Below are 12,951 nucleotides of genomic sequence, written 5' to 3' on the forward strand. Positions count from 1 at the left end.
GCTATCAATAAGGATAACAGGGCCTTAACTGCAACTACTCGGGCGCCGGTTAAAACGTTAAGTGTCGATTTTACTTTGGTAACACGATAAATTTGATATTTGTATGCATAAAAGCTTACATTCATTGCATTATGGATCTAATCACGCTTATTGTAATTACCATTATAGTTTTTATTATAGCATTTGCGGCTTTCAGGTTATTTGATGTTAAGAAGAAAAAGAAGAAACTTGAATTGGAGCGATCAGCAAGGATTTTACCACTTTATAAAAAGGCGGAAGCGGCTACAGGTTTAACCGCCGAAGATGTTTTGCCCTTTGCCAAAAACCCGCTTACCCGCTACGACACCTTTTTGTATTTAAAAGAACTTGAGGAATTACACTTGTTCCCGGAGGCATACCTTACGCTTATTAAAGGAGCGGAAAGCTCACTGGCCCAATGGCTGGAGTTCCCTACCGAATTGGATGCCTGCCCTGACGAAATTGAACATATTAAACGGGTTACCATTGATTTTGACGGCAGAAAAAATTTTATCCACTACGAGGTGTTTAAATACCGTGTAAACCCACCCCACTGGGCTGCTAAAAACGGGTGGATGCTTGGCGTTGTCGGTCCGTTTTTTGACGATAGCAAACCTTATGATTTCCCCGGGGCTACTTTTAGCAGGGTAAACAGTACCATTGATAAAGTAACTCCGGAAGAAGAGGCCAAATGGGTGCACGAAAACATTGGTATGCGGAGGTAAGTGCAACAAGTTTTTGAACCAGACTTACGAAGTTTTAAAAACTTCGTAAGTCTTCAATTCTTAAACTCATTCAGCATCCTTCAGTTCAATCCAAACAGGTGCATGATCACTCGTTTTTTCCCAGCCTCGTACATCCCGGTTTACACCTGCAGCTACAAGACGTTTTTCCAGGTGAGGGCTCAGTAAAAAATGATCGATCCGTAAACCGGCGTTACGGCCGTAGGCATCGCGGAAATAATCGAAGAATGTATAGATCACTTCGGTAGGATAAATTTTGCGGATAGCATCCGTCCAGCCCTGTTCTACCAGTGTTTTAAAGGCTGCGCGTGTTTCAGGGCGAAAGAGCGCGTCATTTACCCAGCGCTCGGGTTTATAAACATCGAGCTCGGTAGGCATAACATTATAATCGCCGGTTAATATAACCGGTTTATCAGCAGCAAGTAAACCGGCTGCGTGAATTTTAAGGCGTTCAAACCAACCTAATTTATAATCAAATTTAGGGCCGGGGGCCGGGTTTCCGTTGGGCAGGTACAGGCAGCCAATGGTAATACCATCAACAAGTGCTTCAATATAACGGCTATGCTCATCTTCCGGATCGCCGGGAAGTGCGCGGCATACCTCTGTAATTTCCCTGTCTTTTGCCAGTATTGCAACGCCGTTCCAGCTTTTTTGGCCATGCCAGATGGCTTTATAACCTGCATCAAGTATGGCCTGCTCCGGAAAGTTTTCCTGTGGAGCTTTAAGTTCCTGCAAGCAGGCAACGTCAGGGGATGTTTCCTTTAACCAGCGGAGTAAAACAGGCAGGCGCCCATTTACACCATTTACGTTATACGTAGCTATTTTCATGATGCAATTTAAATAGTTTAGGTTATATCATGCATGTTCCAAAATATTAAAAGCACGGCCACCCATCGCAATCAATTAGTTGCAATGATTCATGAGCGGTAAATTATTCCCTTACTTTTCAAACTCATCCGGGTCCACTTCAGGCTGGCTTGGCTCAGTATCGGGGATTTCATTCGGGATATTTTCCGGCGCTTCTTCGGGCATTTCCGGCTCTCCGGGGTCCGTAGGCTGCCTGATCTCCGGCCGCTCCGGGTTTACCGGCATTTCATCTGGCTCGTTTGGCATGGTTCTCTTCTTTGACATACCTTATTAACTGTTAAGCTTATAATTGGTTTTCAGAAAGATTCTCAGTAATTAAAATACTCTTGGATTTTAAAAATCTTTAATTACATTTGCAGTGTACTACCACACTAATACACTATGATATGATTCAAATAAGCAATTTGAATTTTAGCTACAACAACCGGAAGCCGTTGTTCAAAAATCTGAACCTTTCATTAAAGGCCGGCCACATTTATGGCCTGTTGGGTAAAAACGGAGCCGGGAAATCAACCCTGCTGAAAAATATCGCCGGTCTGGCTTTTCCGCAATCGGGCCATTGCCTTATTAACGGAACAAAAAGCTCAAAGCGCCTGGTATCCACTTTACAAGACCTTTATTTTATTGCCGAAGAAGTTCACGTACCGGCATTAACTCCAGGCCAGTTTTTGGCCCGGACAGCAAGCTTCTACCCTGCCTTCAGCATTACCGACTTTTACAGTTATCTGAAAATATTGGATATTGATCCGGATCTGTTAATGACCAGAATGTCATACGGACAGCAAAAAAAAATGATCATCGCTTTCGGAATGGCTACCAATACCAGTGTACTGATACTTGATGAACCCACCAACGGGCTTGATATTCCTTCAAAGGTTCAGTTCAGAAAATTGATAGCATCTGTTTTAAATGACGAGCGCTGCATTATTATTTCAACCCACCAGGTGAGGGATTTGGACAGTCTTATTGATACCGTGTTGATTTTGGACGATCACCGCATCGTAATTGAGAACTCGATAGATGAGCTTACCGAGAAATTATTTTTCGGTGTTTTTAAAGACCTTACCGGGATGAATGCGCTGTACGAAGAAGAAACCCTCATGGGCAAATACGCTATTGTACAAAACACCACCGGCAAGTACGGAAAAATGGACCTTGAGTTATTATTTAACGCAGCAACAACCAATAGCAGCAAATTATTAAACGCACTAAAACCAAGTACAAATCATGAATAATTACTTCAGTTTAAAGCGCTTTGGCCTGTTGTTTATGAAGCACACTGTTGAGCATTACCGCGCCTATTTAATGTCGGCAGCGGTTTTGGCAGGGGTATTTTTACTTGGCGGTTCGTTTGTGTTTTATATGATCCCTGGCCCGGTAGATGCCGGCTTTCAGATGGCCATGTTCGGAGTACTCATGATTATCGCAGGGCCATTATTTACAAGCACTGTTTTTACTGATCTGGGCGATAAGCGCCGGGCAGTTCCAATGTTAACCCTGCCTGCATCACAACTCGAGAAGTTTATGGTCGGCTGGGTTTATTCGTATGTTATATTCCTTTTGGTGTACACAGGCGTTTTTTACCTGGTATTATTTATCCTGATCAATCTCAAACCCTGGCCGGGGCATCAAATTGAAATACTCACCCTGTTTCAGGATAAATTTGTACTGGTGATGATATTGTTTTCCTTGCTGCATGCCGTCACGATATATGGAGCAATCCGGTTCGAAAAATTACACTTTATAAAAACAGGTTTCAGTTTCTTTATTTTTTATGCACTGCTAATCCTTGTGAATACAGTGTTCGTAAGATTTATTGTTGGCAGGCCAATCAAACCGGTAACGCCTTTTTCATTTCTCAATTTCCAGGATGGTATGAACTTTTACTCCATTGGTTTAAATGCGCAGCAATCTGCCTGGGCTTTTATTGTGGTTCCTATTATATCGCTGCTGATCTGGATAGCGGCATATTTTAGGTTCAAAGAGAAACAGGCTTAAAAAAGACGATCATGGAATTTAAAGATAACGAAGCGATATACCTCCAGATAGCGGCTTTTGTGAGCGATCAGATCCTGATGGGCAAATGGCCCGGCGGGCAAAAGATCCCATCGGTACGTGATATGGCGGTTGACCTGGAAGTAAACCCAAATACGGTTATGCGATCGTACGAATTTTTGCAGGGGCTCGAAATTATTTATAACAAACGCGGCCTGGGTTTATTTGTGGCAGAGGATGGCTTTGACAAAGTAAAAGCTTACCGCAAAGAAAACTTTGTGCGTCAGAACCTACCCGAACTTTTTAAAAACATGTACCTGTTAGGTATATCAATAGATGAGATCAGCCTGCAATATCAACATTTCCAGGCGCAACAAAATAATGAATTAAACCAGGCAAGCAACGATGAAAACAAGCAATAAATTCTTACTTACCGCGGTATTGTTACTGATAGTTTCGGTTGGGATATATGACTTTCAGTTAAAAGCAGAATATTTTAAAGGTGAGTATAAAAACCCTTATAATGGCTTTAACACCCTAAATTTCAGAAATTTCAAGGTTATTGAGCTTGGTTCATCGACGGCTATCAATATTATGCTGGTTCAAGGGCCATTCAAAATACTTGCTGACCCTGCCGCCATGGAGTTCATGAAAATTGAACAACGGCACGATTCGCTCTTTATTCGTGCCGCGTTTAAAGATAACTTTCATAATGTACAAGCCTCAAACGTTCTGTACATATCCATGCCGCAATTAAACGCGTTTTACGCCGATGCAAAATATAAGGCAGGCGACACTCAAATTGTCGATACCACTGCCGCGCAAGACTTCAAATGGCGCGTTACTACCATCAGTGGTTTCAGCGGGGACGGGCTCAACATTATCCAGGACAATGCTTCCACTGTCCTGTTAAAAAACAATAAGTTTAATGTATTAAATGCCGTCATAGGCAAAAGCTACAATAGCTCTTCAAATCTATCTATTGAAACAGGTAACCAATTTGCAAAAACAAATCTTGATATCCGAAACAAAAGCCGCTTGTGGATCAAGGACGATAGCCTCAGCAACATAACCTATAAACTTGCCGACAGCGCTAAACTCATCCTGAACGGAAATACAAGGATGATCTGTAATAATAAATGACCAAAACTTAGCAAATCATGAAATTAGTAATCAACTCGCTATCAAAAACCTATGCCAACGGCGTACATGCTTTAAAAGATGTTTCGCTGACCCTTAATAATGGCATGTTTGGCCTGCTTGGCCCAAACGGCGCCGGTAAGTCATCACTGATGCGTACCATAGCCACCCTGCAGGAAGCCGATAAAGGCAGCATTTTTTTAGATGAACTGGATGTATTGAAAAATAAAACCGAAGTTAGACAGCTACTCGGTTACCTGCCACAGGAGTTTGGTGTTTATCCCAAAATATCGGCCGAACGAATGCTCGACCATATTGCCCAGCTCAAAGGGGTTGGCAACAACACCGAACGCAAAGACCTTGTGCTTCAATTACTGGAAAACGTAAACCTTTATAAAGACCGGAAAAAGCACCTTGGCACCTACTCCGGCGGTATGAAACAGCGTTTTGGAATAGCACAAGCACTAATCGGTAACCCTAAACTTATTATTGTTGACGAACCCACAGCGGGCCTTGACCCGGCTGAGCGAAACCGTTTTTACAACCTGCTGAGCCGCCTGGGTGAAAACACCATCGTGATCCTGTCGACCCATATTGTTGAGGATGTAAGTACGCTTTGCGCCAATTTTGCCATTATTTGCCAGGGCGAGGTCTTATACGCAGGAGATCCGGAAAGCGCAGTAAATGAGCTGAACGGAAAAATTTACAGCAAGGTGATCACCCAATCAGAACTGGGCTTTTACAAAGATGATTACCAGGTGATATCAACGCAGCTTAAAACCGGTAAACTCCACATCCGCATTATCAACGAAGCCGACCCCGGCAACGGTTTTATCAGCAGCACGCCAAACCTGGAAGATGTGTACTTCAGCAATATCGCCACACGTATAGATGTAGATACCATTTAAAACTACTATAAACCAATAGTTTATGTTCCTTAAAATATTTCTGTTCGAGATCCGGAATCGGGTCCGCAGGCCAGCCGTTTACCTTTATTTTTTGGCAGCACTGATATTTACAGTGTTCACTTTTTCAACAGGCTCGTTACCATTAGGCGAAAAAGAGCACATCAACGCGCCTTATGTACTTGCGTTGTGGTGTTCGGGCATCACTATGATGATGACGCTTGTGAGTTCATCAATTATGGGCACTGCCTTATACCGCGACATTGAATACAACACAAAAGATTATTACCTAACCTACCCTATCACCAAAGCAGGTTATTTCTGGGGCCGTTACCTGGGCTCGTTCGTTTTCATGGTCATGATCTCAACAGCGGTTATCATTGGCGCCTTCATAGGCACCAAACTGGGCCCTGCTATGGGATGGACGGATGCAAAACAATACGGCCCCAATAACCTCATTTACTATCTGCACCCGTTTTTCACAATCGGGCTGCCTAACGTTTTGTTCACTTCTTCATTGTTTTTTGGACTTGTAGCCATCACCCGCAATGTAAAGGTTATTTACTTTGGCGGTATCCTGCTGTTCCTTTTTTACTTCATCGCGTTGTTTTTTCTTAACCATATTAACAACCCCACGGTAATAAACCTCAGTGATCCTTTTGGGCTTAACGGTATCAGGATGCAAAGCAGCTCTTCAAGCACTGTTGAACAAAACACCACGTTGTTCCCCGTAACTGGCACGTTTATGCTTAACCGTATTGTATGGGGTGGTATTGGGTTACTTGTTGTAATTTTCACTTATCTACGGTTTAATTTTGAGCGCTTTTTTAGTGGCCGACGTGATAAAGCAGCCATTGACGAAGTTGGTGTTAAAGCCCGGAATGCCGTAATCATTAAACCCACAGTTAGCTTTACAGGCAAGTACAGCAGGAATACCTTGAGTAACCTGGTAAAGGTTGAGCTGCTTAACATCATCCGCGATAACTACTTCTGGATCATATTAATCGCCGGCAGCTTATTCCTCGGTTTTGTATTCTGGCTTGGCGACAACAGGAATGGCGTACCGGATTTTCCGCGTACAGTTACGTTGTTGGCGATTTTCAATGATGCCTTTCCCTTCTTCATTTTCTTTATCCTGATGTTTTATACCGGCGAAACCCTGCACCGCGACAGGACAACCCGCTATGCTTTTATTAATGACTCTCTCCCGCCTCCAAACTGGATTTTAAACGGATCGAAGCTAATCACCCTATTGCTCATTGGCACCGGCTTATCCTTCCTACCCATACTAACCGGGGTTATCGTTCAATTATTAAAAGGTTATCACACATTGAATCTATCAGTGTACTTTCTCTACATAGCCTACATATTGCTGCCTGCACTGCTGGAGATGGTTGTATTTTGCTATGTTGTACACGTTGTTATCAACAACAAATTTGCAGCGCATGGCATAGGCGTGTTTTTATGGGTGATTGTTTTCTTTTTGCGCAAAACCGGCACTTTTGATTATAACCTATTGCTGTATTCCTATACGCCATCGTCGGGAATATCTGATATGACCGGCATAGGGCATATGGCAGCGCCCATTAGCTGGTTCAACCTGTACTGGATGTTGTTTGCTGGTTTGCTGATCGTTGTTTCGGGATTATTTTATTACCGGGGCGTAACATCGTCCTTTAAAGAACGATTACGCCTGCTATCTCAGCGCTTCAATCGCAGTACAGCCTTGATCACTGTAATAGTAGCCATAGCATTTTTGGCTGTAGGCGCATGGAATTACTACAATGTGAGCTTTTTAAACAACTATCTCATCAAGTATGAAAATACCGCAAGGGCCGTGCAGTATGAAAAATCGCTCAAAAAATATGAGCACCTTCCCCTGCCTAAAGTAACCAGCATAAAAATGCAGGTAGAGCTTTACCCGGATAAACAACAGGTAGCTACACACGCATTGGTAACCATCATCAATAAAAACAAAGTTGCCATATCACAAATGCTGCTCGACGGCGATGAGCTCACCAATTATTCGCTTAAAACCAATGGCGTATTAGTTCCGTTTACTACCCCGCTGCTTTATCCCCGTGGATTTTTCAACTGTTTCAGGCCGAAGACAGATACTGCCGACTTTCGGTTATACAAGTTCATAAAGCCGCTAATGCCGGGTGATTCATTAACGTTAGAAATCAACTCAGAAATAGTACATAAAGGGTTTACCAATGGCATGTATGCTGCGGCTCTCATTAACAACGGTACCTTCTTTAACGGAGGATTACCGGGTTTAGGCTACGATGAAGATGACGAATTAAACAGTCCTTATGAACGCAAAAAGGCTGGTTTGCCCGAAAAAAAGGAAGAGGAAATACAGCAAAATAATCCCGAAGGCATTAACACCTTAAAAGCAGGAAGAGCGGCCGACCTTTTAAAACTTGATGTAACCGTTGGCACCCTGGCCGATCAAACCGCTATCGTGCCCGGCCGGCTCGTAAAACAATGGCAGCAAAACGGTCGTAATTACTTTCACTATGTGCAGGATAAACCGGGTATGTACATGCCGATGGGTATTATATCAGAAAGACTGGCCGTAAAAAAAGCCGCTGTTCAACTGGACCACAACGTAAATATCGAGGTCTATTATAATCCTGAGCACAGCACCAATATCGACAGGTATATCGCGGCTTATAAAGATGGTTTAAATTATTACAGCAAGGTTTATGGTGCCTATCCGTTTAATGATATCCGACTGGTGGAAACGTCTGTTTACGGTCCGCAGGATGCCTCCATGACAACGCTGGACACTTACGCAGAATACTTTGGCTGGAATGCCGATTTCAGGGATCCCAATAGCTTTGATTATTGCTATGCCAATACAACAAGGCTGCTGTCACAACAATGGTGGCGTTTCCAGACAGCCCCAAACAGCACTGTAGGAAGTTTAGTGATCCCCGAGGGCCTTTCAAACTATGATCAACTGGTAATGTCCGAACATAAATACGGTAAGGACAACATGCGTTATATCGTTTTAGACCAGTTATGGTATTACCTGTTTATCAGGCGGCACCTTAATGAAAACGAGCATCCCTTGATCAAGGCCAATCAATGGTTTTTATGGGGTGGAAAAGCAAGCGTGGCACTGTATGGTTTGCGCGACCTGATTGGCGAAGACAGTCTGAACGTGGCACTGCGCGAATTTAAAAAGGCCTATACTTTTAAAACAGACGGCCCGTTTGCCGGCGCCAACAATCTTTATCAATGCCTTCAAAAGCATGTGCCCGATTCGCTGCAGTATTACCTTACCGATACCTGGCAAAAGATCACACTATATGATAACAGGGTGGTTGAAGCCAGCAGCAAACCGACAGGTAATAAAAATGAATATAAAATTACTTTTAAGCTTGATGTTGGCAAAGTTTGGAAGGATGCCAAAAACAACGATATCCCGGCTGTAAACATGAACGATTATATTGATATCGGGATTTTCGGTAAGCAGGTTCAAGGTGCCGGTAACCGGATGGTGAGTAATACCCTGTACATCAAAAAGTATAAGCTTAAACGCGGGGTACAGCAATTCAGTGTTATTGTTAAAGGTCAACCTGCCTCTGTAGGAATCGATCCGTTCAGTAAACTCATTGACAGAAATCCTAACGATAATATCAAAGACCTTTAAAACTAAAACGGGGTTACATATATTGTAGCCCCGTTTTTCAGAATCTTGGAACTGTTAAAAAACATTTATTGCCGTTTTAACCAACGGTAAAAAACTGAAAAGCCCTGGCTTTAGCCCAATTATGCAAGCAGATTTGGGCTGAAGCCCTCTTATCACTACTCATTATTCCGTTGGTTAAAACCAACGGCAATGAAGTTTTATCTACCTATAAACGACAATTTCCAAATGTAGAGACGCATCACATGCGTCTCCCGCATGCAATTTATGCGTGCTCACCTATTAAACACGCCTTGTCCTTCGGAAGACGCAATTATGCTTCTCTACAAAAATACTTTCCTCCATTTTCAAACAGCTTCTTACGCAATATTACGGCTTAAATAATTTGTTCTCCCCTTCTATTTCAACATTAGCCTGTTCAACTACAGCCTTGTATTCGTAATCGGCTTTTAGTGGAAGAATTGCTTCGAAAGTGCCATCGGCATGGATATTTACCCAGCTACCGGCCGTCCACTTACCCGCATATAATGTTTCAACCTGTCCATGATAGGGTCGATAATCAAACCGGGCCCTTTTTGCCGAAATATCTTTGTAATTCAGGACTTTCCCTTTTAAAACCGCACCGGTCTTTATTTTTAAATCTGCGCCGGTTTCAACTATGGCAGCTTCTTTAAAAACGGGGGCAACGTTTTCCAGTTTAATCACTACAGGATTAGGCCAGCGGTGATCATCATAAATACGCTGCGCCTTAACAACAGATACTTCAAGCCCCTTATCAGTTTGCTTGTACCTACAGCTTACATCATCGGTTTTATATTCAATGATCCTGCTGTTTTGTCCTAACACGCTTACCTGAGTTTTATCAGTGGCAATGGCCGAACGGATCAGAAAAGTTTTGCGGGTCCCCTCCTTCCAATCAGCAGCGTTGGTAACTATGGCATAAAGTGTATGCCCGCCTTTTGCGGTAAACCAGGTATCGCCTTCCTTGCTGATCACCCAGCTTCGCACGCTATCAATACATTCGCGGTTAACAAAATACCAGGCCGACACTTCCCTTAGCCGCTCTTCCTGCTCAATGGGCAATACCCCATCAGGCTTCGGACCAACGTTTAGCAACAGGGAGCCACCTTTGGCCCTCGCCTCTATCAATAAACATATCAACTGAGTGCCCGATTTATAGCGCTCGTTAGTTGGCTGATATCCCCAGGCAGTGCCCATCGTAATGCATGACAGCCATGGCTCATTGATCATGGCACCCGGCATGATCTGTTCGGGGGTTTTGATTGCGCCCCGGGTTATCAGCAAATCCGGCTGTAACTTCCAGCAGGTTTGCTTTACCACTTCCTTTGGATCGCCATCTATAAAAAGGACATCTATTTTACCATAGTTGGTCATCAGTTCTTCGCATTGCTTCCGGGTGTACTCATCATATTCACGCCGGGTTTGCGCATCCATCTTAACATCGGTACGACTAATAGGTATATGATGGTCACGAAGAAAGTTAAAATCCTCAGGCGAAAAATAAAAACCCACCTGCAATCCTGCTTCGCGAGTGGCATCCACAAACTCTTTTAACAGATCTTTCTTGTATGGTGTATGCGTTATACTAAAATCGGTTGTTTTGGTATCCCACATACAAAAACCCGAATGATGCTTGGTAGTGAATACGATGTATTTCATTCCGGCCAGTTTTGCCAGCGTTGCTATCTGGTGCGGATCGAACTTGGAGGGATCAAAAGTTTTGGGCAGCTCATTAAAATAACGGTTTACGTAATCGTCACTTGCCCCAACCAGCGAGTGACTGATCACCACACCCAGCTGGCTATCCATACTAAAATGAATAAACAAGCCCAAGCCGGTATTTTTAAGCCACAGTTCGCGCTCGGGTTTGTTCAGGTTATAATTACTTGCATTATCATCCTTAACCAAATCATTTTGTGCCGATACGCGCTGAATACAACAAAGCAGCAGCAGGAAAAAAAGGTATTTCTTATACATCAAAAAGCCGTTTAAAAAAATCAGGGAAGGCCCCACGCCCTCCCCGATACAACATCAATTAATTTAACAAATCAAACTTTAACATTATTGTTTATCCCACCACATCCGGGTTAAAAAATCATCCGGCCCTTGACGGGAGATAGCAGCGGCATATGATGCCGCGTTAAGGTTTTGCTCGCCAACAGGGTATAACATCCGTCTGAATATTTTACCGCCTGTAGCATTACCAACATAATTATTTGGTACAAGTGCGGGGTAGCCGGTACGCCTATAGCTTGCAAAAACCTCTTGTGCATCAGGAAATATGCCAACCCAAAACTGGGTATAGATCTGCTCCATTTTTTGATCAAGCGTGCCGCCTGTATTGAATGGATGCGCGTTGATATAAGAGTTTATTTGAGCTGTTGTTATAGTACCTGCGCTGCCTGCAATGATGCTCCATTGGCGCATAGATGCAGCAATACCATTTTGGTATAATGTCTCGGCAGTAGCAGCAGTATACCATCCCCTTGCGGCAGCTTCAGATAACAGGAAATAGCTTTCGGCAGCGGTAAAAACCAATCGCGGAGAATTTAACAGCAATATCGTTTTAGGGTTTGGCTCTGAATAGGTTACAAAATCGGCGGGTTTGGCATTTAATCCTGCTGACATACCTTTTTGAATAGCTGAAGTAGTATCAGCCACGCCACCGTTCCATACTACGGATAAAACAGCCAGGCGAGGATCTTTATTGGCTTTCAGATAATTGATAAACACATCCTGGTACTTGCCTCCTTCGGTATTGGTACTGCCGTTACCTGCAATATAATCGTTGTTATAAAGATCAAGCGCTAAGGGGTTTTTGTTGATGTCCTGGCCGGCACCAACGTAAGCTACTTTGGCCACATCGGCATCATCTAAAATAACACCGCCCGCTATAGCTTTTGCTGCCCATGTTTGCGCTTGAGCGATATCAACTTTGGTCATGCGCATGGCACACCTGAGCATAAGCGAGTAAGCAAACTTTTTCCACTTTACGGTATTGCCGCCATAAATTAAATCGGCCGAACCGAAAGTTGTCTTGGCAGCATCAAGGCTTTGGGCTGCCTGGTCAAGCTCTTTCAATAAATCGGCATAGATGTCTTTTTGTGCATCGTAAACAGGCTTATATATAGCCTGGTTATAACCCAGTGCAGCCTGCGAATATGGGATATCGCCATACAAGTCGGTAAGCCTGCTAAAGCAATATACTTTCCAGATCCGCGCTTCGGCCTGCAGGTTTACCTGCGAAGCATCGGTACCAACTGCCTTTAAAACCTCAACTAATTCGTTGATTTCATTTGGGTAAGCATTGGTGAAAGCGGCTGCCGACTGCGGGCTTTGGCTCAACACATATTTTGATCCAAAACCGGCCACATCATTAAAGCTGGTAGTATACTGCATGGTACCCAGCAACAAATCAAGCATCCGGGCCGTACCATCATACTGCGCTTTGGTAAAAATATACTGTGGAACCGCCTTTGATGAGGCATCCGGGTTAACATTAAGCGTATCAAAATTTTTGGTACACGATTGCGTGGCGATAATGCCGAGCATTACCAGGGAACAATAAATATATTTGGTTAAATGTCTTTTCATCGTTTTC

At 43.4% G+C, this 12,951-nt stretch carries 11 protein-coding genes; 7 read left to right on the plus strand and 4 right to left on the minus strand.

Features of this window, described 5'->3' with window-relative positions; all coding sequences use genetic code 11:
- Nucleotides 1-131 precede the first annotated feature (131 nt).
- Nucleotides 132-743 carry a hypothetical protein gene (locus ACEN82_RS14680; RefSeq protein WP_413317610.1) on the plus strand — a complete coding sequence of 204 codons (612 nt, stop codon included), beginning with the start codon at nucleotides 132-134 and terminating at the stop codon, nucleotides 741-743.
- A gap of 66 nt (nucleotides 744-809) precedes the next feature.
- Here ACEN82_RS14680 and xth read toward each other — a convergent pair whose 3' ends face one another.
- Nucleotides 810-1,589 (minus strand): exodeoxyribonuclease III, encoded by a 780-nt coding sequence (xth, locus tag ACEN82_RS14685; protein ID WP_413317612.1) that lies wholly within the window; start codon nucleotides 1,587-1,589, stop codon nucleotides 810-812.
- Nucleotides 1,590-1,700: 111 nt separating this feature from the next.
- Complete coding sequence (locus ACEN82_RS14690; RefSeq protein ID WP_139159915.1) at nucleotides 1,701-1,892, minus strand: hypothetical protein; 192 nt, start codon at nucleotides 1,890-1,892, stop codon at nucleotides 1,701-1,703.
- Between the two features lie 122 nt (nucleotides 1,893-2,014).
- Here ACEN82_RS14690 and ACEN82_RS14695 point away from each other — a divergent pair, with 122 nt between their 5' ends.
- From ACEN82_RS14695 to ACEN82_RS14720, 6 genes are all read left to right on the plus strand, one after another.
- Nucleotides 2,015-2,863: an ABC transporter ATP-binding protein gene (locus tag ACEN82_RS14695; RefSeq protein WP_413317614.1), complete on the plus strand. Its 849-nt coding sequence runs from the start codon at nucleotides 2,015-2,017 to the stop codon at nucleotides 2,861-2,863.
- Entirely contained in the window at nucleotides 2,856-3,626 is a 771-nt protein-coding gene (locus ACEN82_RS14700; RefSeq protein ID WP_413317616.1) for a hypothetical protein, read from the plus strand. The genes ACEN82_RS14695 and ACEN82_RS14700 overlap by 8 nt, the downstream gene beginning before the upstream one ends.
- A gap of 11 nt (nucleotides 3,627-3,637) precedes the next feature.
- A complete protein-coding gene (locus tag ACEN82_RS14705) occupies nucleotides 3,638-4,045 on the plus strand; it encodes a GntR family transcriptional regulator (protein ID WP_354482011.1) in 408 nt (135 codons plus the stop codon).
- Entirely contained in the window at nucleotides 4,029-4,766 is a 738-nt protein-coding gene (locus ACEN82_RS14710) for a hypothetical protein (RefSeq protein WP_413317618.1), read from the plus strand. The genes ACEN82_RS14705 and ACEN82_RS14710 overlap by 17 nt, the downstream gene beginning before the upstream one ends.
- Before the next feature lie 17 nt (nucleotides 4,767-4,783).
- Complete coding sequence (locus ACEN82_RS14715; protein WP_413317620.1) at nucleotides 4,784-5,671, plus strand: ABC transporter ATP-binding protein; 888 nt, start codon at nucleotides 4,784-4,786, stop codon at nucleotides 5,669-5,671.
- Nucleotides 5,672-5,762: 91 nt separating this feature from the next.
- Nucleotides 5,763-9,332 (plus strand): ABC transporter permease/M1 family aminopeptidase, encoded by a 3,570-nt coding sequence (locus ACEN82_RS14720; protein WP_413317622.1) that lies wholly within the window; start codon nucleotides 5,763-5,765, stop codon nucleotides 9,330-9,332.
- Nucleotides 9,333-9,698: 366 nt separating this feature from the next.
- On the opposite strand, the gene ACEN82_RS14725 is transcribed toward ACEN82_RS14720, so the two are convergent.
- Together ACEN82_RS14725 and ACEN82_RS14730 are read right to left on the minus strand one after the other, a co-directional pair.
- Entirely contained in the window at nucleotides 9,699-11,327 is a 1,629-nt protein-coding gene (locus ACEN82_RS14725; RefSeq protein WP_413317624.1) for an alpha-L-fucosidase, read from the minus strand.
- A gap of 84 nt (nucleotides 11,328-11,411) precedes the next feature.
- A complete protein-coding gene (locus ACEN82_RS14730; RefSeq protein WP_413317626.1) occupies nucleotides 11,412-12,944 on the minus strand; it encodes a SusD/RagB family nutrient-binding outer membrane lipoprotein in 1,533 nt (510 codons plus the stop codon).
- Nucleotides 12,945-12,951: the final 7 nt, after the last annotated feature.

This window comes from Mucilaginibacter sp. Mucisp73, from assembly GCF_059491465.1.

What these genes read in the sequence shown, in the direction of transcription:
- ACEN82_RS14695 (WP_413317614.1), top strand. Translation starts at nt 2,015, where the DNA reads ATGATTCAAATAAGCAATTTGAATTTTAGCTACAACAACCGGAAGCCG.
- ACEN82_RS14690 (WP_139159915.1), bottom strand. Translation starts at nt 1,892, where the DNA reads ATGTCAAAGAAGAGAACCATGCCAAACGAGCCAGATGAAATGCCGGTA.
- ACEN82_RS14680 (WP_413317610.1), top strand. Translation starts at nt 132, where the DNA reads ATGGATCTAATCACGCTTATTGTAATTACCATTATAGTTTTTATTATA.
- xth (WP_413317612.1), bottom strand. Translation starts at nt 1,589, where the DNA reads ATGAAAATAGCTACGTATAACGTAAATGGTGTAAATGGGCGCCTGCCT.
- ACEN82_RS14710 (WP_413317618.1), top strand. Translation starts at nt 4,029, where the DNA reads ATGAAAACAAGCAATAAATTCTTACTTACCGCGGTATTGTTACTGATA.
- ACEN82_RS14715 (WP_413317620.1), top strand. Translation starts at nt 4,784, where the DNA reads ATGAAATTAGTAATCAACTCGCTATCAAAAACCTATGCCAACGGCGTA.
- ACEN82_RS14705 (WP_354482011.1), top strand. Translation starts at nt 3,638, where the DNA reads ATGGAATTTAAAGATAACGAAGCGATATACCTCCAGATAGCGGCTTTT.
- ACEN82_RS14725 (WP_413317624.1), bottom strand. Translation starts at nt 11,327, where the DNA reads ATGTATAAGAAATACCTTTTTTTCCTGCTGCTGCTTTGTTGTATTCAG.
- ACEN82_RS14700 (WP_413317616.1), top strand. Translation starts at nt 2,856, where the DNA reads ATGAATAATTACTTCAGTTTAAAGCGCTTTGGCCTGTTGTTTATGAAG.
- ACEN82_RS14730 (WP_413317626.1), bottom strand. Translation starts at nt 12,944, where the DNA reads ATGAAAAGACATTTAACCAAATATATTTATTGTTCCCTGGTAATGCTC.